Raw genomic sequence first — 26,390 nt, 5'->3', positions numbered from 1 at the left:
TCGACTCGCCCCCCGGCAAGGCGCCCAGTTTATGCAGACTTGTCGTTGGCGTGCAAGCGCACCGACCAGCCGACACCCGCAATCAGCAAGGCGATTGCGGCCATCTCAAGCAGACGCGGCCAGCGGCCGTCATACACGAAGCCATATGCCAGCGCGAACAGCGTCTCGAACACGATCATCTGGCCCGACAGCGTAAGCGGCAGCCGTCGGGAGGCGATGTTCCACAAGTTGTTGCCGATCAGCGACGCGCCGAGTGCTACGGCGGCATTGACCGCCCAGAACGTGCTCCAGTCACGTCCGCCGGTATTCATCCAGCTTGTACCAACCGAGAGCAGGGCCATCAAGGTCAAAGCGGCCGACAGAATGCCGCTCGAAATGCCGTACAACGCAGACCATTCGTTGCTGGAGAAATGCGGATTGCGCTGCAGGTAGCGGGCATTGTCTACGGCATACCAGGTCCAGCTGCAAAGCGCGCCCACTGCGCAAGCGATGCCGGCAATGCGTTGCCAGACCGGCCGGACGTTCGTGGCTGCCGTTTCTGCTTGATGGCCAAATAGATCGACGTTGATGCAGACGATGCCAGCAGCGACAACCAATAGCGGCCAGATCAGCCGGGAGAGCGGCACGGCGCCGTGATCGCGCCGGCCAAGCATGGTCACCGTGATGGGCAGGATGCCAACGATGAGTGAGGTGGGTGCAACGCCAGCCAGTTGCACGCCAAACGCCACGAGAACGAAGTAAACAAGATTGCCGCTGCAGGATTGCATCACCAGCGCCAGGCAATCGGCGCGGGTAATCTTACGGGCAATGCGGGGAAGGATTGGAGCAGCGGCAATGACTGCGATGGCGCCGTAGGCGAGGTAGCGGCCGAGGGTCAGTTCCCACGGTGAAAACGCAGGTAGCGCGCGGGGTGCAATAAAGACCATGCCCCACATCGCCCCAGCCAGCAGGGCGCACAATACGCCAATTCCCATTCGAACACTCGCGAGGCTGATTCGGCGCGGCCGCTGGTGGCGCAGGGCGCTGGAGGTGCGTGCGCGAAGAAAAATTTATCGAGCATAGCACGGGTCTCTACAACCGTGGGGCGAATTCCCGTATAATCCGATTTTGCGCCTAGAGGAAATTGCTATGCGTCTTGTCCAGAAAGCACTCACGTTCGATGATGTGCTGCTCGTCCCGGCCTATTCGGCCGTCCTGCCCCGCGATACGTCCCTTCGCACCAAGCTCACCCGTTCGATCGAACTTGCCATTCCGCTCGTCTCCGCCGCCATGGATACGGTTACGGAAGCGCGGCTCGCCATCGCCATGGCGCAGCAAGGTGGCATCGGTATCGTCCACAAGAATCTGAAGCCCGAAGAACAGGCGCGCGAAGTCGCCAAGGTCAAGCGCTTTGAATCGGGCGTGCTGCGCGACCCGATCACCATCGGTCCGGACATGAAGGTCCGCGACGTGATGGCGCTGTCGGCACAGCATGGCATTTCGGGTTTCCCGGTGCTGGAAGGCAAGAAGGTGGTGGGCATCATCACCAACCGCGATCTGCGTTTCGAAGAAGAACTGGACGCCCCGGTGCGCGCCAAGATGACGCCGAGCGAGAAGCTCGTCACCGTCAAGGAAGGCGCTTCGCTGGAAGAGGCCAAGCGCCTGATGAACAAGCACCGCCTGGAGCGTGTGCTGGTGGTGGGCGAGGCTTTCGAGCTGCGTGGCCTGATCACCGTCAAGGACATCCAGAAGGCCACCGAATATCCGCTGGCGTCGAAGGACGAACGCGGTTCGCTGCGCGTGGGTGCGGCGGTGGGCGTGGGCCCGGATAACGATTTGCGTATCGATTTGCTGGTCAAGGCCGGTGTGGACGTGATCGTGGTGGACACTGCGCACGGCCACAGCCAGGGCGTACTGAGCCGCGTGCGCTGGATCAAGGACAACTATCCGCAAGTGCAGGTGATTGGCGGCAACATTGCCACGGGCGACGCAGCCAAGGCGCTGGTCGACCACGGCGCAGATGGCGTCAAGGTCGGTATCGGCCCGGGCTCGATCTGCACGACGCGGATTGTCGCTGGCGTGGGCGTGCCGCAAATCTTTGCCGTGTCCAATGTGGCCGAGGCACTGAAGGGCACCGGCGTTCCGCTTATCGCTGACGGCGGTATCCGTTACTCGGGCGACGTCGCCAAGGCCCTGGCTGCCGGCGCGCACACCGTGATGATGGGCGGCATGTTTGCCGGTACGGACGAATCCCCAGGTGAGGTGTTCCTGTTCCAAGGTCGCTCGTACAAGAGCTACCGCGGCATGGGCTCGGTGGGCGCGATGAAGGACGGCGCTGCCGACCGTTACTTCCAGGAAGACAACACCGCCAACGTCGACAAGCTGGTGCCCGAAGGCATCGAGGGCCGCGTGCCGTACAAGGGCTCCGCGTTGCCGATCGTGCATCAACTCACGGGCGGCGTTCGCTCGTCGATGGGCTACTGCGGTTGCGCGTCGATTGCCGAATGGCACGAGAAGGCCCAGTTTGTCGAGATCACCGCTGCCGGCATGAACGAATCGCATGTGCACGACGTGCAGATCACGAAGGAAGCGCCGAACTATCACCGCGACTGATCGGTTGCCGATCACCGCATACAAGATAGAAGGCACGCAGTACTGCCGCCGGGGCGCGGGCGCTCCGGCCGAATCAACCGGTGGCCGAAGCACGGGCGGCCGCCCGCAACTGGAGACGATGATGAAAGCGCTTTTGCGACTCGTTCTGTTTCTGGATGCGGCTGTCGCACTGTGCGTCGGTCTCGTCCTGCTGGCTTCACCAATGACGTCCATCTTCGGCGCGCTGCAATTGCCGCAGCCGGAGCCGGCGATGTACGGCCAGCTGCTCGGTGTCACGCTGATTGGCGTGGCCTGGCTGCTGTGGCACGCCACCGTCAACGGGCAACTGACGACCGCCGTGGCGCAGGTGGTCGGTCATGTGAACCTGGCGGTCGCCGTGCTGGTGATCGCCTGGCTGCTGTTCTTCCACTTGCCGGTGGACGGCGCCGGCCGCATCTGGCTGCCGACGTTTGCTGCGGTGCTGGCGGCGTTTTCCGCTGTGCAGATTCCCGCCTCGCGCCGTGTGCGCACCCATGAGCGCGTGCGCGCGCAAAAGGCCCGGGAAGACGCCGCGGCCGCGCGCGAACGCGAACGCGCAGAAAAGGCGCAACGCAAAGAACCTGGCTACATGCCGCCTCCGGGCTACGGCCCCGGCACTGAAGTCGACACGATTGCCGATTCCATCCCTCCACAACATGCACGACAAAGTCCTCATCCTTGATTTCGGCTCGCAGGTCACGCAACTGATTGCGCGGCGCGTGCGTGAAGCACACGTCTACTGCGAGATCCACCCGAACGACGTGTCCGACGCCTTCGTGCGCGAGTTCGCGCCCAAGGCGATCATCCTGTCCGGCAGCCATGCCAGCACGTACGAAGACCATCAGCTGCGCGCCCCGCAGGCCGTGTGGGACCTGGGCGTGCCGGTGCTCGGCATCTGCTACGGCATGCAGACCATGGCCGTGCAGCTGGGCGGCAAGGTGGAGTGGAGTGACCACCGCGAATTCGGTTACGCCGAAGTGCGTGCACATGGCCACACGCGTCTGCTCAAGGACATCCAGGACTTCGCCACGCCGGAAGGCCACGGCATGCTCAAGGTCTGGATGAGCCACGGCGACAAGGTTACGGAACTGCCGCCCGGCTTCAAGCTGCTGGCCTCGACGCCGAGCTGCCCGGTCGCCGGTATGGCCGATGAGGCACGTGGCTATTACGCCGTGCAGTTTCACCCGGAAGTTACGCATACCGTGCAAGGCCGCGCGATGCTCGAGCGCTTTGTTCTGGAAATTGCCGGTGCCAAGCCCGACTGGGTCATGCGCGACCACATCGACGAAGCCGTCAAGGCCATCCGCGAGCAGGTCGGTGATGAGGAGGTGATCCTCGGCCTGTCGGGCGGTGTGGATTCATCGGTGGCAGCGGCGCTCATTCACCGTGCGATTGGCGACCAACTCACCTGCGTGTTTGTCGACCACGGCCTGCTACGTCTTGACGAAGGCAAGATGGTGATGGACATGTTCGCCGGCCGCCTGCACGCCAAGGTCGTGCACGTGGACGCCTCCGAGCAGTTCCTCGGCCACCTGGCCAGCGTGACGGACCCGGAAGCCAAGCGCAAGATCATCGGCCGCGAGTTCGTTGAAGTGTTCCAAGCCGAAGCCAAGAAGCTCAGCAACGCCAAGTGGCTGGCGCAGGGCACGATCTACCCGGACGTGGTGGAATCGGGCGGCACCAAGACCAAGAAGGCGACGACGATCAAGAGCCACCACAACGTGGGCGGCCTGCCGGAAACGCTGGGGCTGAAGCTGCTCGAACCGCTGCGCGATCTGTTCAAGGACGAAGTGCGTGAGCTTGGCGTGGCGCTGGGCCTGCCGCACGAGATGGTCTATCGCCATCCGTTCCCGGGGCCGGGTCTGGGCGTGCGCATTCTGGGCGAGGTCAAGCGTGAATACGCAGACCTGCTGCGCCGTGCCGACGCCATCTTCATCGAAGAACTGCGTGGCACCAAGGCTACGGTGCAAGACGCGGCCGCCGGCCTGTGCGGTGAAGGCGATGTCGGCAAGAGCTGGTACGACCTGACCAGCCAGGCGTTTGCCGTGTTCTTGCCGATCAAGTCCGTCGGCGTGATGGGCGATGGCCGTACGTACGACTACGTCACTGCGCTGCGTGCTGTGCAGACCACCGATTTCATGACCGCACATTGGGCGCATCTGCCGTACACGCTGCTGGGCCGTGTGTCGAACCGCATCATCAATGAAGTGCGCGGGTTGAGCCGGGTCGTGTATGACGTGTCGGGCAAGCCGCCTGCGACGATCGAGTGGGAGTGAGATTCACCTCCCACGTCGGAAGAAGCCCGCGTTATGCGGGCTTTTTTTTGTCCTTACAGTTGGCTGTCCAGCGCCTGCCGAGAAGCTACCGGAATGGCGTCTACACCTCCAGCGACCAGCCTTGGTTGTCCACGTTCTTTTCGTCACGGTAGACCCACCGTGCGCCGCATGTGGGGCACGAGAACGTGCTGATCGTGACCGGGCGCGCGGAGGGGGACTTGATGCGCTGCGTGTCGGTGATTCTCAGCAAAGCATGGCCTGGCGCGCCGCGCTTATGGAGTTCGATTGCGGCGCAAGCCGAGCAGAGTGTCATGCTGATGGGTCTCTCAAGGGGCATGCCAACTGGGGCGCGCTGGCTCAACGGTGGGGAGCAGGGGTAGGTCAAAGGTGCAGCTTATCCAATTATTTGTTGACGCGGGTCTGAAATATCTGTAGAAACCATCCTCGCAGGATCTTCAAGCAGTTACTCCGATGTTCTGGGTTGTCACACCAAGCGGTGCTTCCTTTGCTCCATGTTTCTTCCTTGATTGTCGTGCCTGATGAGCACAGGCTCATGCAGAACTTTTTAGGATATCCAACATGGAAACCGGCACAGTAAAGTGGTTCAACGACTCCAAGGGCTTCGGCTTCATCACCCCGGACGCAGGCGGCAACGATCTCTTCGCTCACTTCTCTGAAGTTCAGGGTAGCGGGTTCAAGTCCCTCCAAGAGGGCCAGAAGGTTCGCTACGTTGCAGGCGTTGGCCAGAAGGGCCCGGCTGCCACGAAGATCGAAGCGATCTGATCGGTCGTTCATCTGCCAAGAAAAAACCCCGCATCGCGGGGTTTTTTTTCGACACAACGTCGATCTGCTCAAGACGCGCTTTGCCCCAGCGTCGGAGGCTCTTGCCGCGGTAGGTGAATCTGCCGTCGCATCACATAGACGGCAACCGCTGCCGCAAGCAGGCCCGAGAGCGCTCCCACACCAAGTGACCAGCGCGGGCCGAGATGGTCTGCCACCCAGCCCACGATCGGCGCGCCGATCGGGGTGCCGCCCAACGCGATGGCCACGCGCAACGCCATCACCCGACCACGCATGGCAGGTTCAGTCGAGAGTTGCATCAGGCTGTTGCTCGTGTTGGTAAAGGTCAGCGCCGCCATGCCGGTGATGACGAGCGCGGCAGCAAACAGCCAATAGCCCGGTGCGATGGCCGCCAACGTGCACCCCAGCCCGAACATCGCAGCGCCGATCAGCAGCGACTTGAACTCCAGCCGCTTGCGCCCCGCGGCGAAAAGCGCGCCGGATATCGTGCCGATCGCCATCATCGACGACAACACGCCGTAGCCGCGCGCATCCGAGTGGAAGACGCTCGCGGCCATTGTCGAGATGAAGATTGGGAAGTTCAACCCGAATGTGCCAATCAGGAACAGCATGACCAGCATGGCCTTGAGATCGGGGCGAGCCCACACGTAACGGATGGCCTCGGCAAAGCCGCCTTGCGAGCGCCGTGCCCGCGCATTCGGGCGCAGTTCGGATTTGCGCAGGAAAAAGAGCGAAGTCAGCACGGCGATGAACGAAAGCCCATTGGCCAGGAATGCCCAGCCTGTACCGATGGTGGCGATGGCCATGCCCGCCGCTGCTGGCCCGACCATGCGACCCGCGTTGAACGAGGTCGAGTTGAGCGCAACCGCATTGGGCAGATCGCCGTCGCCCACCAGTTCTGCCACGAACGTCTGGCGGACCGGGGCATCGAACGCCGACGCGCACCCGGATAGAAACGCCAGCAGGTAGACGTGCCAGAGCTGAATAATGCCCGTCACGGTCAGCAGCCCGAGAATCAGCGCCAGTACGCCCGATGTCGCCTGGGTGGCCATCAGCAGCTTGCGTTGGTTGTAGCGGTCTGCGGCAACGCCCGTCCACGGCAACAGCAGAAGCTGCGGGCCGAACTGCAGCGCCATCACCGTGCCCACCGCAGAAGCGTTGTGGTGCGTGAGCTGCGTCAGCACCAGCCAGTCCTGTGCGGTGCGCTGCATCCACGTGCCCACGTTGGACACAAGCGACCCCACGGCCCACAAGCGGTAGTTGAAAACCCGCAGTGAGCGGAAGACGCCTGTTGCTGGCGTACTTGCCGATGTGTTCATTGGTGTTCCGGCAGACCGCTGCCGAGATTGCCTCCGTTGAACCGGCCAAAGCGCCGTGCCAGCGGCACGCCGAGCGCCAGGATGCCCAACCCGATCGCAACGGCATCGGTTGTGTTTCGCAGGTGGAAATCACCAACCCGCAGGACGAGGACGTAACCGACGGCCAGATTGAACGCCCCCCCCCAACAGCACATTCACCGTAGAAGACGAAAGACCTTCGCCGGGCGGCGTTGCGAATGGGCTCTGAAATGGTTTGCCTGCGATACCGAAGACGAAGTGCGGCACAGCGTTGGCGAGGAATGCGCCGCCGAAAAACCAAGAGATGAGATGCGACCATGCCATGCCGACACTCCGGATCAGGAACAGTAAAAGAGGCTCAAAACTCTGCCAGCCGTTGCAGCAACGTCACGGCCTTTGCCAGCTCAGCTTGCTCGGCGGCGGACAGTTGCGCCTGCAGTGCGCGGAACAGCCAATCGTCCTTCGCGGCGCGGCTTTCCCTGAGTGCTTTCCGAAAGCCCGGCGTCAATTCGATGAGCGTTTGCCGGCCATCCGTCGGATCGGGCTTGCCGACAACTGCGCCCATTGCTTCCAGTGCTGCAACGGTGACCCGCATCGACTGCGGCTTCACACTGCCGGCCCGCGCAAGCGCAGACACGGTGGCCGGGCCATCACGGTCCAGGCGCAGCAGAACCGACTTTTGCGCGTGGGTGAGATCGTTTGGGTGGACTTGTTCGCGCAGGCGCCGGGACAGCTTGCCGAGCGCAATGCGCAGATCGCCGGCCAGCGCGGCGGGCGGCGCGGGCTCGGTGGAGGAGGGTGATTTAGCCATGCCGCGAGCATAGCATCAATACAGTTTAACTGTGCAGTTAAGCTGTAATGTTATGCGCGGGCCACGCAAACAAGAAGGCCCGCATTTGAGCGGGCCTCGTTCCTTCCGTGTGCGGTATCGCTACTATGCCGCCTGCTTGCGGGGCCGCCGTACCGCGCGAATCTTTCCGGTGGTGCCGCCGCCGCAGAAGAACTGATCGGCGCCATCCGACTCGAGTCCTGACACAGTGATGCCGGCTGGCATGTCAAGCTGCTCCAGCACTTCGCCGGTTTGCGGATCGATATGCCGCAGCTCGCTCGTATCGCCTTCCCATGTGGCGTGCCAGAGTTCGCCGTCGACCCACGTGACACCAGTTACGAAGCGGTTGGATTCGATGGTGCGCAACACCTTGCCGGTTTCCGGATCGATCTGGCGGATCTTGCGCTCACGGTAGTGACCGACCCACAACGTGCCTTCGGCCCAGGCGAGGCCCGAGTCTCCGCCCGCGCCTGGCGCGGGAATCGTGGCGAGCACGGCGCCGGTTTGCGGATCGATCTTCTGGATGCGGTCTTCGGCGATCTGGAACAGGTGCCGTCCATCGAACGCGGTACCGGCATGGGCCGGCACGTCGATGGAGCGCTGCGTCTTGCCGCTGTCGGGGTCAAGTTCCTTCAACTGACCGCCGGCAGCAAACCAGACGTGTTGACCATCGTAGGTCACGCCGCCGACGTTCTCTGCGCCAGGGAATGGGCCGTATTCGCGCACGACTTCGGCGGTGGATCGTTTCATGTTGGACTCGCTGGGGTCGGTTGTGGAGCCTTCATCCTAGTCACTTGGCAGCGGTGCGGGGAGTAACAAGGTGGTCGCGAATCCGGGTACCGGCGGCGTCACCCAGCGGCGCGCGCGCCCGCGTCCGAAGAACTGCACCTTGCCGGTGGCGGCCAATGCGTCGAGCGCGCGCTGTACGGTGCGCTGGCTGGCCCCGAGGGCCAATGCCAATGCAGAGCTGGACCACGATTCCCCATCGGCCAGGCACGCCAGCACGGCGGCGTATTGCTCGTCGACGGGTTGCGCGAGCACCACCACCTTTTGCGCCGCGTGGGGTTGCAGCGCGAATCCTTGCTTGGTCGCCTTGACCGTACCCAACGCACCAAGTGCCGTGCGCAAACGCCCCATCTCCACGCGCAGTCGCACGCGGTGCGATTCGTCGGGATGCCGGGTGCGGAACGCCCGGGCGATGAGGGCGTCTCGGGGGACATCTTCGGGCCACGCTTCGGCAAGTGCTCGCGCTAGCGTGAACAGCACGGGCCGCGTGGCAAGTGGGACGACCGCATCGATGTGTCGGATGGCGAGTCGGCATGCATCCACCACCAGCGCGTCCGACGCAAAGAGGGCTTCGACATCATCAAGGCGCAGGACGCGTTCTTCGCCGCGCGAGATGAGGCGCGCAGCCGGTGCGCTCAAGGCGAGGGCGGCACGTTCGACTTCGGCGGTGAGCGTCGGGATGCCGGCCTGACGCGCCGCGATATCTGCGTCGCTCAAGGCAGCGCGTGCGGCAGCGGTCTGCAAACGTCGGATGGCAATGCCGGCGACGACAAGCGCATGCGCCGCCCGCAAGACCGGAGGAAGATGCGCCGGGGTTAGCGCCGCGAGCGCAGCTTCTGCATCGTCCAGGCGGCCGATCAGCAGCAGGCGGCGGATGCTGAGATACCGCGCGTGTGCGGCGTTGACGTGATCGCCATGCGCCTCCAGCGTGGCGCATGCCGCGTCGAGGGTTTTGGCGGGCCAGCCCAGATCGCGCGAAGCAAGGGCGACTTCGGCTTCCGCGACGATGCAGCGTGCGCGTGCCAAGGCTTCCCGCGAGCCGAATGCGCGGGCGGCGCGACGCAACAAGAGTTTGGCGCGTGCCAGGTCACCGAGCTGTGCCATGGCGATGCCGCGCAGCGCGAGTGCTGGCGCGTCGTCACGCAAGGCGACGCGGTTCAGCGCTCCGAATGGGTCACCGGCAGCGAGTGCTCGGGCTGCAGCCGTGATCAATGAATCCATTCGAATCCCGCCACACTTGTCACTCCCGCCATTTGAGGTCGGCGCCTAATCTAGCACACGACCACTCACTCAAAACGGAGGCAAGCATGAGTGCAACACACCCGACCGCAACCCGCGCAAGCTGGCTGGCAGAGCGCATTGAACTGCTAAAGGCCGAGAAGGAACTCACCCGCCGCAGCGACGAACTCGCGCGCCGCCGGCAGGCACTGCCATGGGTGCGCATCGACAAAACCTATCGCTTTGAAACCGAGAATGGCAGTGCGTCGCTGGCCGATCTGTTCGCCGGGCGCTCGCAACTGCTCGTCTATCACTTCATGTTCGGGCCGGACTACAAGGCGGGCTGCCCCTCGTGCTCGATGATTGCCGATGGCTTTGACGGTTTCGTCACGCATCTGGCGAACCACGACGTGACGCTGATGGCGGTGTCGCGCGGACCACTGACCAAGCTGCTGGAGTACCGGGAGCGGATGGGCTGGCGTTTTCCGTGGGCGTCGTCGGTGGGCAGCAATTTCAACTACGACTTCAACGTCTCAATCACAGAAGACCAGCAGCGCGCAGGCAGCGCCGATTACAACTACGTGCGCGGCAGCCACGTGATGGATGCATCTGACTTGCCCGAACCTGTGCAGCAGTTCGCCAGCATGTGCGGCACCGACGCGCCCACCTATGTGCGCGATCGGCCTGGCATGAGCGCGTTCGTGCTGGAAGACGGTGTCGTGTACCACACGTATTCCACCTACGCGCGCGGCCTCGACGGCTTGTGGGGCGCATACCAGTGGCTCGATCGCGCGCCGCTCGGCCGCAACGAAACCGGTGTCTGGTGGCGTCGCCATGACGAGTACGCTCAGCAGCGTTGAGCTGCCACGCGAGCATGCAGTGTCCGAGCGCGGCTTCCTGGCCGTCTCGGCATTGCTGTTCATCGCCAGCACGGCAGCGACGGTGGCCTGGTGCGACGCCATGCCGGCCATGGCCGCGATGCCGATGGCGTGGATGCCGATGTGCGGTCAGACGTGGTGGAGTTTTGCCGCGTCCTTCATTGGTATGTGGACGGTGATGATGGTGGCGATGATGCTGCCGTCTTTACTGCCGATGCTGCGGCGGTATCGCGTTGCGCTTCACATGACGGGCAAGCCGGATGTTGATGCGCACACCGCGTTGGCAGGCACGGCGTACTTTGCCGTGTGGGGGCTGATCGGCGCGATGGTCTTTGCGCTGGGCGCCGCGGTGGCCCAGCTTGAAATGACGTGGCCCGTGCTGGCGCGCGCGTTGCCGGCTACCAGCGGTGCAGTCGTTCTTGCGGCCGGTGCACTGCAGTTCAGCGCATGGAAGGCGCGGCAGCTTGCAGGGTGCCGAACGGCGCCTGCACTGGGCAGTACAGCGTGGCGATATGGCTTGCGCCTCGGCATGCGCTGCGCCTGCTCTTGCGCGGGCCTCACGGCAATCCTCCTTGTGATCGGCGTCATGGATCTGCGCGCAATGGCCGCGGTGTCAGCGGCGATCACGCTGGAGCGCCTGGCGCCCGCCGGTGACCGCGTAGCCCGCTGCATTGGTGCTGTGGCGATCGTGGCGGGGTTGCTCCAGTTGGCTTCCGCCGCGTTGCCATGACTTGCCTTACATCACCGCACCAAGCTGCCAGGGTACGAACTCGTTGTCGCCCAGGCCGTTGAGTTCGCTCTTGGTGTGGTCGCCCGACGCTGTGGCCAGCATCAGTTGGAACAGCGCCTGGCCGGCCTGTGCAATGCTGAGGCGGCCATCGACGATGCCGCCGCAGTCGTAATCCATATCCAGCTCCATGTGCCGGAAAAGCGTGCTGTTGGTAGCCAGCTTCAAGGAGGGCACCGGCTTGCAGCCATAGGTGGACCCGCGGCCCGTTGTGAAGCAGATCAGGTTGGCGCCACCTGCAACTTGACCCGTGGCTGAGACAGGGTCGTAGCCGGGTGTGTCCATGAAGACGAGGCCGTGCGCCTGCACAGGCTGGGCGTATTCATACACGGCCATCAGCCCGCTGCTGCCGCCCTTGGCGACCGCGCCGAGCGATTTTTCCAGGATGGTCGTGACGCCGCCGGCCTTGTTGCCGGGCGAAGGGTTGTTGTTCATGTCGGCGCCCAGCGTGCTGGTGTAGTGCTCCCACCAGGCCAACCGTTTCATCAACGCATCGGCCACGGCAGGCGTTGCGGCGCGTGCAGTCAACAGATGTTCTGCGCCATAGATCTCGGGTGTTTCAGATAGCACTGCGGTGCCTCCGTGTCGCACAAGCAAATCCACCGCGGCGCCCAGCGCAGGGTTGGCGCTGATGCCGGAATAGCCGTCCGACCCGCCGCATTGCAGGCCTACCGTCAAGTGGCTTGCCGGGACGGTGCTGCGTTGCACCTGGTTCGCGATCGGCAGCATGTCGCGCAGCATGGCCAAGCCGGCAGCAATCGCCTCACGCGTGCCGCCTTCTTCCTGGATCGTCAGCGAGGCAAACAAGCCTGGCGTCCGTGCCCCCAGCATCTGCACGAGCGGTGCCACCTGATTGACCTCGCAACCCAGGCCAACGATCAGCACGCCGGCAAAGTTGGGGTGGTCGGCGTAGCCGCGCAGCGTGCGCTGCAGCAGTTCCAGCCCCTCGCCGTTACCGGCCATGCCGCAGCCGCTGCCGTGCGTGATGGCGACAACGCCATCCACGTTGGGGAACGCGGCCACCTCTGCCTGCGCCGCCTGCACGATATGCCGGCACACGGTGGCAGAGCAGTTGACGCTGGCGATGACGCCGATGAAGTTGCGCGTGCCGACGCGGCCATCTGCCCGCACGTACCCTTCGAACGTGGCGGGCGTGTCGACCGGCACGGTGGCGCGATACGCGTGGCCCACAGTGTGCTCGACGGCGGAGTTGGCCATGCCGACGTTGTGTACGTGCACGTGCTCACCCATGCGGATGGGCGCTGTGGCCACGCCGATGACCTGCCCATACTTGTGCACCGGCTGCCCCACTGCGATGTCGCGCAACGCGACCTTGTGGCCGGCGGGAATGGCATCGCGCGTGGTCACCGCAGCGTCAAGTGCCGCGCCGGGCGCTAGCGCAACACGCGCGACGGCTACGTCGTCGTCGGGGGCAAGAAGAATGATGGATGAGTCGGACATGGTGCTTCGCAGGTTCAATTCGGATTGGCCAGCGCGGCATTCAGGCGCGGCTGGGCGAGGTGCAAGCCCAATTGCCGCGTCAGCGCGACGATGGGTGCCAGGCGCCGCTGCTTCTTCTGCGCGTGGTTCTGCGCGATGTCGGCGAGGCGGTGGGCAAGGTAAGGGTTCAACAGCCGTTCTCGCAGCAAGACGAGATAGGCCGCGGCGGCCTCGCGCTTGTGCAGGGCGGCGAATACAGGAACGATCTCGTCGCGCCACAGGGCTTCCAGCTCCGGCCGCAGGCGCGGGTCTTCCATGGCCTGCACGACGGTCAGATCGGCGGGATGCGCATCTTCGCGCCAACGCTCGGCCAGAAAGGTGTGGCCCGCGTTGAGCAGAAAGAGCTTGAGCCGCTCGTGATGATCCAGCTCATCCGTCAGCACGATGGCCGGATGCGTGCATGGCAGCACCAGCCCGGGCCGGCGCTCGATGGCCCACAGCGCGTACGGTTCTGCCACGGCGCCCACGGGGTGCAATGCCTCGGAGACGATGCGGTCTACGAGCGAATTCGCCCAGATGCAATGCGTGCGCAGCCAATCGACGAACGCGGCGGGCAGTGCCCATTGCTGTGCCAGCGAGCAGACCGTCTCGCAGAGCGTGTCGCCGTTGCGCTCGATCAGTTCGCACGGAAACAGCGACAGCGGTGCCTGCGGCTGCCGCAGCCAGCGGCCGAGCAGCAGCGCCACCAGTTTGGCGGGGAAGCTGTGTGGCACGCGCGATGGCTGCTTGATCAAGCTGGCATCATCGCGCGGGTCGAGCTGGTAGCCCTGGTCGGCCGTGTTGGAAATCACCACCTGCACGTCTCTTGCCATGAGCTCGCGCAGCTGTTCCCAGTCGGCCTCGGCCTGAAGGGCGCGTTGCACAGCGCAGCACGTGACGGTCTGATCAATGGGTGCGCCGTCTTGCAAACCGCGAATGCGCACCGGATAACCCTCACCGCCTGCCAGCGCCGCCACACGCGCTGCGCTGGCGGGGTTGGATGTGGTCTGAACGACGGTTATCCCACCCAGCGCTTGCCCCGCATCGAGCGCTTCCGACACGAACAAGTCGACGTGCGCCTGCAGGAAGCGGCTTGTGCCGAACTGGAGGATCGGCTCGGTCATGCGCTCAGCACTCCACGATGGCTTTCACCACGCCAGCGGCGGGGTCGAGCAGTGTCTTGAAGTGCTCGGGCACGTCTGCCAGCGCCATGCGGTGGGTGTTCAGCGCGGCCGGAATCTTGCCCGCGCGCATGGCGTCGAGCACAGTCTCAAAATCTTCCGTGGTGGCGTTGCGGCTGGCGAGCAGCGTGGTCTCGCGTTTGTGGAATTCCGGATCGGAGAACGAGATGTTCGCCGCTACCACAGAGATCAGCACATAGGTGCCGGCGTGCGCCACGAAACGCAAGCCGCGCTCCATGGCTTTCGGATTGCCCGTGGCATCGAAGACGACGTCGTAAAACTCGTTGCCTGTAAGCGCGGCGAGTTGTACTTCGTCGGTATCGCCCAGTGCAACGCTGGCATCCACACCAAGTTGCTCCACTGCAAAGGCGAGGCGATCTGCACGGGAGTCCAGCGCCGTGACCACCGCGCCGCGCAGTTTGGCAAAGATCATGGCGGCCATGCCGATAGGGCCAGCGCCTACCACCAGCACGCGCTGCCCGGCTCGCACCTGTGCACGACGCACCGCGTGGGCGCCAATGGCCAGAAATTCCACCATCGCAGCTTGATCCAAACTCACGCCGTCCGCCCTGTGCACGAAGGCTTGCGGCACGCTCAGGTATTCAGTGAACGCCCCGTCGCGATGCACCCCCAGCACCTGGATATTGACGCAGCAGTTTGTCCGGCCCTGGCGGCACGCGACGCAGTGCCCGCATGACAGGTAGGGCATCACGTAGACCACGTCGCCCTTGGCCAGCGTGCTGCCGGCCGGCGCCTGTTCGACGATGCCCGACAGCTCATGCCCCATCACGCGCGGGTAATTGAGGTAAGGCTGATTGCCCGTGAAGATGTGCAGATCGGTCCCGCACACACCAACGCGTTTGACGCGCAGCAGCACCTCGCCCTCGGCAGGGGTGGGGACCGGGCGGTCGAGCGCGAGCAGGGTGCCTGGTGTTTCGCAAACGACCGTCAGCATGATGCGGCTCCGGCAGAAGCGGCGTCGCCAGTCTCCGCGTGACGGAGCCGTTGGAGAAGTTGTGTATGGGCGCGTGGCGATGGCAAACAGTGGGTCACCTTCCGGTCTCCTTGAGTGGATGCGGTGAGGTTTGATTGCGCGCGTGTACTGCACCAAGTTGAAGGAGACAGCCTTCGTCTACAGCAACTGGTCATGCCAAACAGGCCTCACCTATTGGTCAGACCAATTTAACATCTTGCGGGAAATTCCTTGATGGGGGAAACCCTGAGGGCAGGAAATCCCTTGTTTTCAAGGGGTCAAGGCGAGACGGCCCGAAATTTGGTCAGGCCGCATTGGGGCGGGAGCGGCGTGGGTGCCGGGGAAGGACCGCGCGGCCGCGGGGAGCCGCGCATGCGGTGAGGGCCGTTACTGCGCGCTGTCTTGCTGAATGGCGCCCGCAATCCAGCGCTCTTCGGACGCTTTCAAGTGCGCCCGCATGGCGGTTTGCGCCGCGATGGGGTCGCCCGCCTGCAGCGCCTTGAGAATCTCTTCGTGCTCATGCACGGCCGCATGCCAGCTTGATTCGCCCTCCGCATGGTCGCGGATGGCCATGGCCAGCGGGTCATGGCGACTATCGAACAGCTCGGCCACGAATCGGCTGAGGACCGAATTGCCGGCGGTCTCTGCAATCAGCATGTGGAACTGGCGGTCGGCGTCGGTGGGCGACTTCCCCCCCGATGCGAGTTTCTTCATGCGGTCGATGGTGCGCTGGAGCTTGTCGAGCGTGGCCGCCGTCAGGCGCCCCGTGGCGAGCGTGATCACGTCGCCTTCAAGAACGGCCCGGGCCTGCATCAGTTCGGAGGGGCTTTCGCCCAGCGACGGAATGGCCGCACTCTCGCTCGCCGCGCTTGCGTCTTGCACGTACACCCCAGAACCCATGCGGATCTCAACCTGGCCGCCAATCTCCAGGGCGATCAACGCCTCGCGCAACGACGGGCGCGATACGCCCAGCGTCTGCGCCAGTTCGCGCTCGGGAGGCAAGCGTGTGCCCGGTCCGAGCTTTTCCTGTTGGATCAGCGCGAGAATCTGCGCGGCTACAGATTGGTAAAGCCGCTTTGGCTCTGTCTGCTTCATCGTGTGTGTTTTTTGGCGCGGGCGTTGCCGCGCATGGATGTGCTTCGAGTCTAGCATGGGCACCGCCAGCCGTTGTCTAGACTGGTGTCAGCAACAGTTCAGGGTTTGCACTAGTGGTCAGGCAGGTGTGTTGTAAGTGATATTGGCTTGACCAAAAAATGCTTGGCTTATTCGAATCGATCCGAACTGGACTTACCAGTGCGCCGAGCGGAAGATCAGAGCCTCGCAACACAACGGAGACCACGATGAGCAGTGCTGATGCCGTGCCTACGCACGTAAGCAGCTCCAGATCGTCGATGCCGCAAGAGATTCTTTGCTTGCAGCGCATCGGCAAACGCTTTCCCGGCGTTGTTGCGCTGGATGGCGTCGATCTGGATCTGCGCGTGGGCGAAGTCCATGCCGTCTGCGGCGAAAACGGTGCCGGCAAATCCACCCTGATGAAGATTATCAGCGGCCAGTACACGGCAGACGATGGTGCCATCAATTACCGCGGCGAGGCGGTGCGCTTCACCTCGACATCCGAGGCGCAGGCGGCCGGCATTGCGATCATCCATCAGGAGCTGAATCTCGTGCCGCATCTGTCGGTGGCAGAGAACATCTTCCTGGCGCGCGAGCCCAAGCGCGGCCCGTTCATTGATTACCGCAAGCTCAACACCAATGCACGGAGCTATCTGCAGCGGATCGGGCTGGCCGTCGAGCCGACCACGCTGGTTAGCGCGCTGTCGATTGCTCAGCAACAGATGGTGGAGATTGCCAAGGCGCTCTCGCTCAACGCGCGTGTGCTGATCATGGACGAGCCCACGTCTTCGCTCACGGAATCCGAAACCGTTCAGCTGTTTCGCATCATCAAGGAGTTGCGCGCCGATGGCGTGGCGATTCTCTACATCTCGCACCGGCTGGATGAGATGGCCGAGATCGTTGATCGGGTGACGGTGCTGCGTGACGGCCGCCATATCGCCACGAGCGATTTCGCTTCCACCAGTGTCAACGAGATCGTCGCGCGGATGGTCGGGCGCTCACTCGACGATGTGTTCCCGGCGCGCAAATCGGTGCCGACCGACGAGGTGTTGTTACGCGTGAACGCACTGAGCCGGGCGGGCGTCTTCGGGCCGGTGTCGTTCGAGTTGCGCAAGGGCGAGATTCTCGGTTTTGCCGGCCTGATGGGCGCGGGCCGCACGGAGGTGGCGCGGGCCATTTTTGGTGCGGAACGGCTCGATTCCGGGTCGATCATGCTCGGCGACACGCCGGTCACGATCCGCTCCCCGCGCGAGGCTATCCGCCAAGGTATTGCCTACCTGTCGGAAGACAGAAAGAAGGACGGTCTGGCGTTGTCGATGCCGGTGGCCGTGAATATCACCCTGGCCAATGTCCGGGCGATTTCATCGCATGGCTTCCTGCGCTTTTCCGAAGAGACCGCCGTGGCACAGCGCTACGTGCGCGAGCTGAACATCCGCACGCCGTCCGTCGGGCAGATGGTGCGCAATCTCTCGGGCGGCAATCAACAGAAGATCGTGATCGGCAAATGGCTGTATCGCGGTTCGCGCATCCTGTTTTTCGATGAACCGACGCGGGGCATCGACGTCGGCGCCAAGTACGCGATTTATGGGCTGATGGACGAACTCGCCGCGGACGGTGTCGGAGTCGTGCTGATCAGCTCGGAGCTGCCAGAACTGCTGGGCATGACAGATCGAATTGCCGTCTTTCACGAAGGCCGCATTACCGCAGTCCTGGAAACACGGAAGACAAACCAGGAAGAAATTCTGCATTACGCATCAGGACGAACACATGCTTGAAATGACATCAGATCAGCCGCAGGCCGTGAAAACGCAGCGCAAGCAACACCATCGGGATTTGATCCAGAAGTTTGCGGCGCTCGGTAGCCTCGTGGCGCTTGTGATTGCGTTTTCCGCCACCAGCGCAGCGTTCTTTTCGGTCGGCAACTTCATGACCGTCGCGCTGCAAGTCACGTCGATTGCCTACCTGGGTGTGGCCGCCACGTGCGTGATCATCACCGGTGGCATCGATCTGTCGGTGGGCTCAGTGCTGGCGCTTTCCGGCGTCGTGGCCGCATTGCTCGTGAAGATGGGCGTGCCGGTTCCGATTGCCATGCTGGCCGGTGTGGCCGTTGGTGCCATGTGCGGATGGGTCAACGGTATCTGCATCACGCGGATGGGCCTGCCGCCATTCATTGCCACGCTCGGCATGATGCTGGTCGCGCGCGGACTGGCGCTGCAGATCACGGGTGCCCGTCCGGTCTCGGGCTTGGGGGACGCCTTCGGCGAACTCGGCAACGGCGCGCTGTTCCGCATCTCGCACATCGGCGCAGACGGCTTTCCGGACACGGTCTTCCCCGGCATTCCTTACCCGGTGGTGATCATGCTTGCGCTGTTCATTGCCGTCTCTGTGCTGCTCTCCCGCACTTCACTGGGTCGCCACATCTACGCAGTCGGCTCGAACGCCGAGGCGGCGCGCCTGTCCGGCGTGAACGTGCAGGGCGTGAAGCTGTTCACGTATGTGCTGTCGGGCTTGCTGGCCGGGATGACCGGCTGCGTGCTGATGTCTCGCCTCGTGACGGCGCAGCCGAACGAAGGCGTGATGTACGAGCTTGATGCGATTGCCAGTGCCGTGATCGGCGGGACGTCGCTGATGGGCGGTGTCGGAACGGTCTCGGGCACGGCCATTGGCGCGTTCGTGATCGGGGTGTTGCGCAACGGGCTCAACATGAACGGCGTATCGAGTTTTATCCAGCAGATCATCATCGGCGTGGTCATCCTTGGCACCGTCTGGATCGATCAGCTCAGAAACCGCAAGTTGTGAGTCGAGCAGTTCAAACCAAAACCAAGGAGTGAGACATGAAGAAGTTTTCCGTACTGGCGGTGGTTGCAGCAACGTGTGCACTGTTCTCTGCTTATGCGCAGGCGGCAGGCGGTGAAATTGCCGTGATCGTGAAATCGGCAAATTCCAACTACTGGCAGAACGTTCAGAAAGGCGCGACAGCCGCCATGGGCAACGCGAAGGGCTACACGATGACCTTCCAGGGGCCCGCAGCAGAATCGGCCATTGCCGACGAAGTGAACATGGTCGAGAACGCCGTGAACCGGCATGTCGCAGGCATTGTCCTCGCACCGTCGGACCCGGATGCGCTGGTACCGGCGATGAAGAAGGCTTGGGAAGCCCACATTCCGGTGGTGCTGATCGACTCGATGGTGTCCGACTCCGGCAAGCAGTATTACCAGTCGTTCCTGTCGACGGATAACGCGAAGGCGGGGGAGTTGTGCGCGAAGGCGATGATCGAGGCCGTGGGCCAGACTGGCAAGATCGCGATCATGTCTTATGTGCCGGGCGCGGGGTCTGAAATCGGCCGAGTGGGCGGCTTCAAGAAATACATCGAGGCGCACTCGAAGCTGCAGATCGTTGGGCCGTTCTACTCGCAATCGCAAATGGCTACGGCGCTGAACCAGACGACGGATGTGCTGGCCGCCAATCCTGATCTGAAGGGCATTTTCGGTGCGAACGAACCGACGGCGGTCGGGATGGGGCGCGCGCTGCAGCAGTCGGGAAAGAGCGGCAAGGTGGCGGCCATCGGCTTTGACGGCAACCAGGATCTGCAGGGCTTCGTGCGCGACGGCACGATTCGCGCAATTGCCGTCCAAAGCTCGTACCAGATGGGCTACAAGGGCATCGAGACGGTCGTCAGCGTGATCGAGAAGAAGCCCGTGCAGAAGCAGGTCGACACGGGCGTGATGATGGTCAACAAGCAGAACCTGGATTCGCCCGAGGCCAAGAACGTTCTGTACTGACGAATCATCGCAACAAGGGGCGTGGCGGAGCGTCGTTCGCCGCCATGCCGGCTGAATCCCTTTCCTGAACGGCGCAGTGTTTTAACTCCATTGCCGGAATGGGCCACCGCCAACGTGGTCCGCCCCGGAACGCAGACGCAATGAGACTCCAAGGAAAACGCATCCTCGTGACGGCGGCCGGGCAGGGTATTGGCCGGGCCAGCGCGATGATGTTTGCAAGAGAGGGCGCGCAGGTGCTCGCCACCGATATCAACGCAGAGGCGTTGGCCACGCTGGCAGAGACCGCCGGTGTCCGCACCTTGCGCCTGGACGTGACGGACGCCAATGCCGTTGCCGTCCTTGCGCGCGAAGAAGCCGCGTTCGATGCGCTGTTCAACTGCGCGGGCTTCGTGCATCCCGGCAGCATCCTCGAATGTTCGGAAGACGACTGGGCGTTCTCGTGGCAGCTCAACGTGACGTCGATGTACCGCCTGACGCGTGCGCTGTTGCCGAAGATGCTGGACAACGGCGGCGCATCGATCATCAACATGGCCTCCGCCGCATCAAGCGTGAAGGGCGTGCCGAACCGCTTCGTGTATGGCACGACCAAGGCTGCCGTCATTGGCATGACCAAGGCTATTGCCGCCGACTTTGTGGCGCGCGGCATCCGCTGCAACGCCATCTGCCCGGGCACGGTGGAGTCTCCGTCGCTCGAGCAGCGCATTGCCGCGCAGGCGCAGGAACAGAGCGTGTCGATTGACACCATCCGTGCGGCCTTCGTTGCGCGCCAGCCGATGGGTCGCGTCGGCACGGCAGACGAGATTGCCGCGCTGGCGACCTACCTGGCTTCGGATGAGTCCCGCTTCACGACCGGTACCTGCTGCGTGATCGACGGCGGCTGGTCCAACTGATTGGTTTGATTGATTGCAGTCCACAAAGACAACACGATGAAACTCCTCCGCTACGGCCCCAAGGGCCAGGAAAAGCCCGGCCTGCTCGATGCGCAAGGGCAAGTGCGCGACCTGTCAGCCGTGATTGACGACATTGGCGGCGCGGCGCTGCTGCCCGAGAGCCTCGCTCACCTGCGCACGCTGGACATCAGCCGACTGCCCATCGTCGATGGCACGCCGCAAGCGGGCCTGCGCCTGGGCGCCTGCGTGGGCAACGTCGGCAAGTTCATCTGCATCGGGCTGAACTATTCCGACCACGCCGCTGAGACGGGTGCCGAAGTGCCGGCCGAGCCGGTCGTCTTCGGCAAATGGACCAGCGCCATCTGCGGCCCCAATGATGATGTGGAAATTCCGCAGGGCTCGGTGAAGACCGATTGGGAAGTCGAGCTTGGTGTGGTGATCGGCAAGGGCGGCCGATACATCAGCGAGGCTGATGCGCTCGCGCACGTGGCGGGCTACTGCGTCATCAACGATGTGTCGGAGCGCGAATACCAGCTCGAGCGCGGCGGCACGTGGGACAAGGGCAAGGGCTGCGACACCTTTGGCCCCATCGGCCCGTGGCTCGTGACTGCAGACGAGGTGCCCAACCCGCAAGCGTTGCATCTGTGGCTGGAGGTGGATGGACATCGCTACCAGAACGGATCGACGTCGACCATGGTGTTTGGCGTGGCGCATCTGGTGAGCTATCTGAGCCGCTTCATGAGCCTGCAACCTGGCGATGTGATTTCCACCGGCACGCCGCCGGGCGTGGGGCTGGGGCAGAAGCCGCCGGTCTATCTGCGCGCCGGCCAGACGATGCGCCTGGGCATCGAGGGTCTGGGCGAGCAGCGCCAGCGCACGGTGAACGCGCAAGGCTGAAAGCACGCATTCCGCAATCCCGAACACGATACTCATGACCATCATCCGATCCCTGCGCGTGCTGGACGTGCGCTTCCCGACCTCGCAGCATCTCGACGGCTCTGACGCGATGAATCCGGACCCGGATTACTCCGCGGCCTACGTGATCCTCGAGACTGACCAGCCGGGCCTGGAAGGCCACGGCCTGACCTTCACGATCGGTCGCGGCAACGAGGTGTGCTGCGCCGCCATCGCGGCGATGCATCATCTGGTGGAAGGGCTCGACCTCGACTGGATTCGTGAAGACATGGGCCGCTTCTGGCGCCATGTCACGTCGGACAGCCAGTTGCGCTGGATCGGCCCGGACAAGGGCGCCATTCATCTGGCGACGGGCGCCGTCGTGAATGCTGCCTGGGATCTGTGGGCCAAGGCCGAAGGCAAGCCGCTCTGGCGCCTGGTGGCCGATCTCACGCCCGAAGAGTTCGTGCGCTGCATCGACTTCCGCTACATCACGGACGGCATCACGCCCGAAGAAGCGCTTGAACTGCTGCGCAAGCAAGCGCCGGGCAAGGCCGAGCACATCCGCACGCTGGAGCAGGAAGGCTACCCGTGCTACACCACGTCCGCCGGCTGGCTCGGCTACGACGATGACAAGCTGCGCCGCCTCTGCCGCGAGGCCGTCGACAGCGGTTTCCGCCATATCAAGCTCAAGGTGGGGCGTGATCTGAAGGACGATATTCGCCGGGTCTCGATCGCACGCGAAGTGCTTGGGCCGGACCGCGAGTTGATGATCGATGCCAACCAGGTCTGGGAGGTCAAGGAGGCCATTGACTGGGTGCGCGAACTCGGTTTCGCCAAGCCGTGGTTCATTGAAGAGCCGACCAGCCCGGACGACGTGGAAGGGCACCGCGCGGTGCGCGAAGCGGTTGCCCCCGTCAAGGTGGCGACCGGCGAGATGTGCCAGAACCGCATTCTCTTCAAGCAGTTCATCATGCGCGGCGCCATCGATGTCGTGCAGATCGACGCGTGCCGGCTGGGCGGTGTGAACGAGATCCTGGCCGTGTTGCTGCTGGCCGCCAAGTACGGCTTGCCGGTGTGCCCGCATGCCGGCGGTGTGGGCCTGTGCGAGTACGTGCAGCATCTGTCGATGATCGACTACATCTGCGTGTCAGGGACGCGCGAAGGGCGTGTTGTCGAGTATGTCGACCACCTGCACGAGCACTTTGTCGATCCGTGCGTGGTGCGCAATGCGGCCTATCTTCCGCCGCAGGCACCGGGTTTCTCCATCACGATGAAGCCGGCATCGCTTGAGCAATACCGCTTCCGGGGCTGATGCGATGACGGACCCTGCGCTGCCCGTGCCACGAATAGACGCGCACCAGCATTTCTGGCGCTATCAACCCGGGGCGTATTCATGGATCGGCCCCGGCATGGAAGCCCTGGCCGAAGACCGTCTGCCTGCCGACCTGCTGCCAGAGCTGCGCGCACAACGCCTGGACGCTGCGATTGCCGTGCAGGCGCGCGGTGTGCGGGAGGAGACGGATTTTCTGCTCGGCCTCGCTGCCGAGCACGACTGGATTGTCGGCGTGGTCGGCTGGGAAGACCTGCATGCCGCCGATCTTGAGGCCCGCCTTGAAGCCCGGAGCGGCGAGCACAAGCTGGTTGGCTTCCGGCACACCGTGCAGGACGAGCCGGACGTTGCCGCATTTTTGTCGAACCCGGCATTCGAGCAGGGCGTCGCGTTGCTGCAACTCTGGGGCTACACGTACGACGTGCTGGTGTTCGGTCACCAACTGGAGCCCGCTGTGGATTTCTGCGGCCGGCACGATCGTCACTTGTTGGTGCTGGACCACCTCGGCAAGCCACCGCTTGAAGCGTTCGAGCGTGACGCGCAAGCCCTTGCACGCTGGCGGGCCACACTTGCGCCGCTCAAGGACATGCCGCACGTCTCCTGCAAGCTCTCCGGCCTGCTGACCGAAGCCGACTGGCGAAAGGGCGTGACCGTGCGCGACGTTCAGCACGCGCGCCAATGCCTTGACGTTGCACTCGATGTCTTCGGTCCCAACCGCGTGATGTTTGGGTCGGATTGGCCGGTGTGCCAATTGGCGGCGTCGTACGGCACGGTGTACGACGTGCTGCATGTCTGGGCCGAAGAGCGAGTGAGCGCCACCGAACGCGCCAATCTCTGGGGTGGTACCGCCGCCCGCTGCTACAACCTGCAACTCAAGGCTTGAACCATGGATTTGCATCTGCAAGACAAAGTCGTAATCGTCACGGGCGGCGCAGCTGGCATTGGCGCAGCCATCTCGCTGCAACTGGCGGCCGAAGGGGCCATTCCCGTCGTCTGTGGCAAGAGCCCGATGGCGCCTGCGTTCGAGGCCGAGCTAATGCGTCGCCAGCCGAAGGCACGTTTCTTCCAGTTCGACCTGGAAGATGAGGTCGATTGCCGCGGCATGGTGGACGAAACCGTGCGCGAGTTCGGACATATCGATGGCCTCGTCAACAACGCCGGCATCAACGACAGCGTGGGGTTGGATGCGGGCCGCGACGCCTTCGTGCGCTCGCTTGAGAAAAACCTGATCCATTACTACGTCATGGCACATCTGTGCCTGCCGCACCTGAAAGCGAGCCGAGGGGCCATCGTCAATATCTCGTCGAAAACGGCGTTGACGGGGCAAGGCAATACGAGCGGGTACACCGCCGCGAAGGGTGCACAGCTGTCGCTCACTCGGGAATGGGCGGCATCGCTGGCGCCGGATGGCGTGCGTGTCAATGCGGTCATTCCGGCCGAGGTGCTGACGCCGCTGTATGAACGCTGGATCGCCACGTTCGACAACCCCGACGCCAAGCTCGCCGCGATTACATCGAAGATTCCGCTCGGCCAGCGCATGACCACCGCCGACGAGATTGCCAGTACCACGGTCTTCCTGCTCTCTGCACAGGCCTCGCACACGACGGGCCAGTGGGTGTTTGTCGACGGTGGCTACACGCACCTCGACCGCGCCCTGACGTGAGGCTGCCATGCGCTACTGCCTTGCTCTGGATCTGAAAGACGACGCGGCGCTCATCGCCACGTACGAAGCCCACCATCAACGCATCTGGCCAGAAGTCGCCCGCCACCTGCGCGAGCACGGTGTGACGGGCATGGAGATCTATCGACTGGGCACCCGCATGGTGATGCTCATGGAGACCGACGACGCCATCTACGACGCCGAGCGCATGGCGCTTGCCACCGACACGGACCCGAAGATCCGCGAATGGGAAGCGCTGATGTGGCAGTTTCAGGCGCCCACCCCCTGGACGCCCGCGGGGCAGAAGTGGATACCGATGAGCCGCATTTTCGATTTGCAGCAGCAACCGCAGTAGAAGCAATTCCGGCCGTGGCCGGCATGACACCAGAGAGAGGAGAAGACAATGAAGAAACGAGTAACTTGGCCGCTGTGCGCGGCAATCGTGTGCGCGGCCGCTGGCGCCGCGCATGCACAAACCAACGTCACGCTGTACGGCCGCGTCGCCAGCGGCATCGACTACCAGAACAACGTCGCCCCCACCGCGACCTCGCCAGGCGGCAGCCTCTGGCGCGCCGCCGACAACCAGTGGGGCACGAGCATGTTCGGGTTCATGGGCAAGGAGGATCTGGGCGGTGGCCTGCAGGCGGTCTTCCGGCTGGAGTCCGGCTTTGGCGCGGCCCAGGGCAAAACCAACGGCGATGCGCTCTTCAACCGCCGTTCGTACGTCGGCCTGTCCAGCCCGACCTGGGGCACGTTGACGGCCGGCAAGAACCTCTTCATCAGCAACGACGTCTGGTTCCTGGACCCGACGGGCCAACAGTTCATCGGCTCGGCCACGCTGGTGCGCGGGCGCAACTGGCCGGGCGCGAACAACATCGTCGAATATCAAAGCCCCACCTGGGGCGGCTTCCAGATCGGCCTGCAGACCGGCCTGGGCGAGCAGCCTGGCTCCTTCACGAACAGCCGCCGCGATGGCGTATCCGCTGTCTACACGGCCGGCCCGCTGGAAGTGCGCGCGATCTACGACGTGATCCGCGACGGCAACGGCAAGTTCAGCGACATCTTCAATTTCTCGAAGGAAGCGACGATCGGCGGTACGTACACCATCGGCAAGGCGAAGCTGTTTGCTGCGTATGAAAACCTGTCGGCACCGGATGCGGCTGCCGGTGCCCCGACCAAGGCCAATCATTACTGGCTGGGCATCAACTACGAAGTTACGCCGGCGCTGACGCTGATCGGCGCGGCGTACCGCGTCAACGTCAACCACGGCGGCGGCAACGCCAATCTGTTCATGGCGGGTGCCAACTACAACCTGTCCAAGCGCACGATGCTGTACGCGAGCGTGGGCACCGTGCAGAACAGCGCCACCGCCAATTTCTCGGTGGAGGCGACCAACAACAACCCGGCGCCGGGTAAGAACCAACTGGGTGCCTACACCGGTATCGTTCACTCGTTCTAACTTCTGACTGAGCGTGACCTCCTGATCGCTCGGCTCCTTGTCAGCCCGCACTTGTGCGGGTTTTTTTTCTTCTCGGAAAGCCACTTTCGCGCCGGGAAATGCTG

General features: G+C 63.6%; 26 protein-coding genes and 1 pseudogene. 16 read left to right on the top strand and 11 right to left on the bottom strand.

Annotation, left to right across the window (positions count from 1 at the left end; genetic code table 11):
- Nucleotides 1–29: 29 nt before the first annotated feature.
- Entirely contained in the window at nt 30–974 is a 945-nt protein-coding gene (locus BM136_RS04185; protein ID WP_092970516.1) for a DMT family transporter, read from the bottom strand.
- A 154-nt stretch (nt 975–1,128) separates the two neighbouring features.
- Here BM136_RS04185 and guaB point away from each other — a divergent pair, with 154 nt between their 5' ends.
- The 3 genes from guaB (at nt 1,129) to guaA (ending at nt 4,886) form a co-directional block, all read left to right on the top strand.
- Nucleotides 1,129–2,592, top strand: coding sequence for an IMP dehydrogenase (gene guaB, locus BM136_RS04180; RefSeq protein ID WP_092970514.1), 1,464 nt, complete (start codon nt 1,129–1,131; stop codon nt 2,590–2,592).
- A gap of 121 nt (nt 2,593–2,713) precedes the next feature.
- Complete coding sequence (locus BM136_RS04175; protein ID WP_012761917.1) at nt 2,714–3,292, top strand: hypothetical protein; 579 nt, start codon at nt 2,714–2,716, stop codon at nt 3,290–3,292.
- Complete coding sequence (gene guaA / locus BM136_RS04170) at nt 3,267–4,886, top strand: glutamine-hydrolyzing GMP synthase (protein WP_092970512.1); 1,620 nt, start codon at nt 3,267–3,269, stop codon at nt 4,884–4,886. The genes BM136_RS04175 and guaA overlap by 26 nt, the downstream gene beginning before the upstream one ends.
- Before the next feature lie 100 nt (nt 4,887–4,986).
- Here guaA and BM136_RS25565 read toward each other — a convergent pair whose 3' ends face one another.
- Nucleotides 4,987–5,199 carry a hypothetical protein gene (locus BM136_RS25565; RefSeq protein ID WP_092970510.1) on the bottom strand — a complete coding sequence of 71 codons (213 nt, stop codon included), beginning with the start codon at nt 5,197–5,199 and terminating at the stop codon, nt 4,987–4,989.
- Between the two features lie 266 nt (nt 5,200–5,465).
- On the opposite strand from BM136_RS25565, the gene BM136_RS04160 reads away from it, so the two are divergent.
- Nucleotides 5,466–5,669, top strand: coding sequence for a cold-shock protein (locus tag BM136_RS04160; RefSeq protein WP_027677448.1), 204 nt, complete (start codon nt 5,466–5,468; stop codon nt 5,667–5,669).
- Nucleotides 5,670–5,737: 68 nt separating this feature from the next.
- Here BM136_RS04160 and BM136_RS04155 read toward each other — a convergent pair whose 3' ends face one another.
- The 5 genes and pseudogenes from BM136_RS04155 to BM136_RS04135 form a co-directional block, all read right to left on the bottom strand.
- A complete protein-coding gene (locus BM136_RS04155; RefSeq protein WP_092970508.1) occupies nt 5,738–7,006 on the bottom strand; it encodes an MFS transporter in 1,269 nt (422 codons plus the stop codon).
- Nucleotides 7,003–7,348, bottom strand: a pseudogene (locus BM136_RS25560) (hypothetical protein). Before BM136_RS25560 ends, BM136_RS04155 begins: the two are co-directional and overlap by 4 nt.
- 34 nt (nt 7,349–7,382) lie before the next feature.
- Nucleotides 7,383–7,835, bottom strand: a complete 453-nt coding sequence (locus BM136_RS04145) for a MarR family winged helix-turn-helix transcriptional regulator (RefSeq protein ID WP_092970506.1) — start codon at nt 7,833–7,835, stop codon at nt 7,383–7,385.
- 123 nt (nt 7,836–7,958) lie between these two features.
- Nucleotides 7,959–8,603 (bottom strand): Vgb family protein, encoded by a 645-nt coding sequence (locus BM136_RS04140; RefSeq protein ID WP_092970504.1) that lies wholly within the window; start codon nt 8,601–8,603, stop codon nt 7,959–7,961.
- A gap of 36 nt (nt 8,604–8,639) precedes the next feature.
- On the bottom strand, nt 8,640–9,860 hold the full coding sequence (locus BM136_RS04135) for a helix-turn-helix domain-containing protein (RefSeq protein WP_092970502.1): 1,221 nt from the start codon (nt 9,858–9,860) through the stop codon (nt 8,640–8,642).
- Nucleotides 9,861–9,946: 86 nt separating this feature from the next.
- Between BM136_RS04135 and BM136_RS04130 the strand changes: the two genes are divergently transcribed.
- Nucleotides 9,947–10,717 (top strand): DUF899 domain-containing protein, encoded by a 771-nt coding sequence (locus BM136_RS04130; protein ID WP_092970500.1) that lies wholly within the window; start codon nt 9,947–9,949, stop codon nt 10,715–10,717.
- On the top strand, nt 10,692–11,465 hold the full coding sequence (locus BM136_RS04125; protein WP_092970498.1) for a DUF2182 domain-containing protein: 774 nt from the start codon (nt 10,692–10,694) through the stop codon (nt 11,463–11,465). Before BM136_RS04130 ends, BM136_RS04125 begins: the two co-directional genes overlap by 26 nt.
- Before the next feature lie 6 nt (nt 11,466–11,471).
- Here BM136_RS04125 and BM136_RS04120 read toward each other — a convergent pair whose 3' ends face one another.
- From BM136_RS04120 to BM136_RS04105, 4 genes are all read right to left on the bottom strand, one after another.
- Nucleotides 11,472–12,983 (bottom strand): UxaA family hydrolase, encoded by a 1,512-nt coding sequence (locus BM136_RS04120; protein WP_092970496.1) that lies wholly within the window; start codon nt 12,981–12,983, stop codon nt 11,472–11,474.
- Between the two features lie 14 nt (nt 12,984–12,997).
- Complete coding sequence (locus BM136_RS04115; RefSeq protein ID WP_092970494.1) at nt 12,998–14,125, bottom strand: mannitol dehydrogenase family protein; 1,128 nt, start codon at nt 14,123–14,125, stop codon at nt 12,998–13,000.
- Nucleotides 14,126–14,129: 4 nt separating this feature from the next.
- Nucleotides 14,130–15,137 carry a zinc-binding alcohol dehydrogenase family protein gene (locus tag BM136_RS04110; protein ID WP_092970492.1) on the bottom strand — a complete coding sequence of 336 codons (1,008 nt, stop codon included), beginning with the start codon at nt 15,135–15,137 and terminating at the stop codon, nt 14,130–14,132.
- A 405-nt stretch (nt 15,138–15,542) separates the two neighbouring features.
- Nucleotides 15,543–16,250, bottom strand: coding sequence for a FadR/GntR family transcriptional regulator (locus BM136_RS04105; RefSeq protein ID WP_092970749.1), 708 nt, complete (start codon nt 16,248–16,250; stop codon nt 15,543–15,545).
- A gap of 296 nt (nt 16,251–16,546) precedes the next feature.
- Here BM136_RS04105 and BM136_RS04100 point away from each other — a divergent pair, with 296 nt between their 5' ends.
- The 10 genes from BM136_RS04100 (at nt 16,547) to BM136_RS04060 (ending at nt 26,286) form a co-directional block, all read left to right on the top strand.
- A complete protein-coding gene (locus BM136_RS04100; protein WP_254775612.1) occupies nt 16,547–18,043 on the top strand; it encodes a sugar ABC transporter ATP-binding protein in 1,497 nt (498 codons plus the stop codon).
- The gene (locus BM136_RS04095; RefSeq protein WP_092970488.1) at nt 18,036–19,067 is read left to right on the top strand and encodes an ABC transporter permease; all 1,032 of its coding nucleotides are present in this window, start codon (nt 18,036–18,038) and stop codon (nt 19,065–19,067) included. The genes BM136_RS04100 and BM136_RS04095 overlap by 8 nt, the downstream gene beginning before the upstream one ends.
- Before the next feature lie 35 nt (nt 19,068–19,102).
- The gene (locus BM136_RS04090) at nt 19,103–20,050 is read left to right on the top strand and encodes an ABC transporter substrate-binding protein (protein WP_092970486.1); all 948 of its coding nucleotides are present in this window, start codon (nt 19,103–19,105) and stop codon (nt 20,048–20,050) included.
- Between the two features lie 140 nt (nt 20,051–20,190).
- A complete protein-coding gene (locus tag BM136_RS04085; RefSeq protein WP_092970484.1) occupies nt 20,191–20,940 on the top strand; it encodes an SDR family oxidoreductase in 750 nt (249 codons plus the stop codon).
- A gap of 36 nt (nt 20,941–20,976) precedes the next feature.
- Entirely contained in the window at nt 20,977–21,837 is an 861-nt protein-coding gene (locus BM136_RS04080) for an ureidoglycolate lyase (protein WP_045204072.1), read from the top strand.
- 34 nt (nt 21,838–21,871) lie between these two features.
- A complete protein-coding gene (locus BM136_RS04075; RefSeq protein ID WP_092970482.1) occupies nt 21,872–23,149 on the top strand; it encodes an L-fuconate dehydratase in 1,278 nt (425 codons plus the stop codon).
- Between the two features lie 19 nt (nt 23,150–23,168).
- Complete coding sequence (locus BM136_RS25330; RefSeq protein ID WP_175537077.1) at nt 23,169–24,050, top strand: L-fucono-1,5-lactonase; 882 nt, start codon at nt 23,169–23,171, stop codon at nt 24,048–24,050.
- A gap of 3 nt (nt 24,051–24,053) precedes the next feature.
- Entirely contained in the window at nt 24,054–24,830 is a 777-nt protein-coding gene (locus BM136_RS25325) for an SDR family oxidoreductase (protein WP_175537071.1), read from the top strand.
- A gap of 7 nt (nt 24,831–24,837) precedes the next feature.
- Entirely contained in the window at nt 24,838–25,182 is a 345-nt protein-coding gene (locus BM136_RS04065; protein WP_092970480.1) for an L-rhamnose mutarotase, read from the top strand.
- 48 nt (nt 25,183–25,230) lie between these two features.
- Nucleotides 25,231–26,286 (top strand): porin, encoded by a 1,056-nt coding sequence (locus BM136_RS04060; protein WP_092970478.1) that lies wholly within the window; start codon nt 25,231–25,233, stop codon nt 26,284–26,286.
- The last annotated feature ends 104 nt before the right edge of the window (nt 26,287–26,390 follow it).

This window comes from Ralstonia sp. NFACC01, from assembly GCF_900115545.1.
Lineage (GTDB): Bacteria > Pseudomonadota > Gammaproteobacteria > Burkholderiales > Burkholderiaceae > Ralstonia > Ralstonia mojiangensis.
The sequence above is the reverse complement of the archived record's forward strand: the minus strand, read 5'-3'. Positions and strand labels throughout refer to the sequence as shown.

Excerpts from the sequence above, each read along its gene's own strand:
- BM136_RS25565 (WP_092970510.1), bottom strand. The coding sequence starts at position 5,199 with ATGACACTCTGCTCGGCTTGCGCCGCAATCGAACTCCATAAGCGCGGC.
- BM136_RS04130 (WP_092970500.1), top strand. The coding sequence starts at position 9,947 with ATGAGTGCAACACACCCGACCGCAACCCGCGCAAGCTGGCTGGCAGAG.
- BM136_RS04090 (WP_092970486.1), top strand. The coding sequence starts at position 19,103 with ATGAAGAAGTTTTCCGTACTGGCGGTGGTTGCAGCAACGTGTGCACTG.
- BM136_RS04105 (WP_092970749.1), bottom strand. The coding sequence starts at position 16,250 with ATGAAGCAGACAGAGCCAAAGCGGCTTTACCAATCTGTAGCCGCGCAG.
- BM136_RS04075 (WP_092970482.1), top strand. The coding sequence starts at position 21,872 with ATGACCATCATCCGATCCCTGCGCGTGCTGGACGTGCGCTTCCCGACC.
- BM136_RS04100 (WP_254775612.1), top strand. The coding sequence starts at position 16,547 with ATGCCGCAAGAGATTCTTTGCTTGCAGCGCATCGGCAAACGCTTTCCC.
- BM136_RS04060 (WP_092970478.1), top strand. The coding sequence starts at position 25,231 with ATGAAGAAACGAGTAACTTGGCCGCTGTGCGCGGCAATCGTGTGCGCG.
- BM136_RS04125 (WP_092970498.1), top strand. The coding sequence starts at position 10,692 with ATGACGAGTACGCTCAGCAGCGTTGAGCTGCCACGCGAGCATGCAGTG.
- BM136_RS04145 (WP_092970506.1), bottom strand. The coding sequence starts at position 7,835 with ATGGCTAAATCACCCTCCTCCACCGAGCCCGCGCCGCCCGCCGCGCTG.
- BM136_RS04095 (WP_092970488.1), top strand. The coding sequence starts at position 18,036 with ATGCTTGAAATGACATCAGATCAGCCGCAGGCCGTGAAAACGCAGCGC.
- BM136_RS04115 (WP_092970494.1), bottom strand. The coding sequence starts at position 14,125 with ATGACCGAGCCGATCCTCCAGTTCGGCACAAGCCGCTTCCTGCAGGCG.
- BM136_RS04065 (WP_092970480.1), top strand. The coding sequence starts at position 24,838 with ATGCGCTACTGCCTTGCTCTGGATCTGAAAGACGACGCGGCGCTCATC.
- BM136_RS04080 (WP_045204072.1), top strand. The coding sequence starts at position 20,977 with ATGAAACTCCTCCGCTACGGCCCCAAGGGCCAGGAAAAGCCCGGCCTG.
- BM136_RS04185 (WP_092970516.1), bottom strand. The coding sequence starts at position 974 with ATGGGAATTGGCGTATTGTGCGCCCTGCTGGCTGGGGCGATGTGGGGC.
- BM136_RS04140 (WP_092970504.1), bottom strand. The coding sequence starts at position 8,603 with ATGAAACGATCCACCGCCGAAGTCGTGCGCGAATACGGCCCATTCCCT.
- BM136_RS04175 (WP_012761917.1), top strand. The coding sequence starts at position 2,714 with ATGAAAGCGCTTTTGCGACTCGTTCTGTTTCTGGATGCGGCTGTCGCA.
- BM136_RS04085 (WP_092970484.1), top strand. The coding sequence starts at position 20,191 with ATGAGACTCCAAGGAAAACGCATCCTCGTGACGGCGGCCGGGCAGGGT.
- BM136_RS04110 (WP_092970492.1), bottom strand. The coding sequence starts at position 15,137 with ATGCTGACGGTCGTTTGCGAAACACCAGGCACCCTGCTCGCGCTCGAC.
- guaA (WP_092970512.1), top strand. The coding sequence starts at position 3,267 with ATGCACGACAAAGTCCTCATCCTTGATTTCGGCTCGCAGGTCACGCAA.
- BM136_RS04135 (WP_092970502.1), bottom strand. The coding sequence starts at position 9,860 with ATGGATTCATTGATCACGGCTGCAGCCCGAGCACTCGCTGCCGGTGAC.
- BM136_RS25325 (WP_175537071.1), top strand. The coding sequence starts at position 24,054 with ATGGATTTGCATCTGCAAGACAAAGTCGTAATCGTCACGGGCGGCGCA.
- BM136_RS04160 (WP_027677448.1), top strand. The coding sequence starts at position 5,466 with ATGGAAACCGGCACAGTAAAGTGGTTCAACGACTCCAAGGGCTTCGGC.
- guaB (WP_092970514.1), top strand. The coding sequence starts at position 1,129 with ATGCGTCTTGTCCAGAAAGCACTCACGTTCGATGATGTGCTGCTCGTC.
- BM136_RS04120 (WP_092970496.1), bottom strand. The coding sequence starts at position 12,983 with ATGTCCGACTCATCCATCATTCTTCTTGCCCCCGACGACGACGTAGCC.
- BM136_RS04155 (WP_092970508.1), bottom strand. The coding sequence starts at position 7,006 with ATGAACACATCGGCAAGTACGCCAGCAACAGGCGTCTTCCGCTCACTG.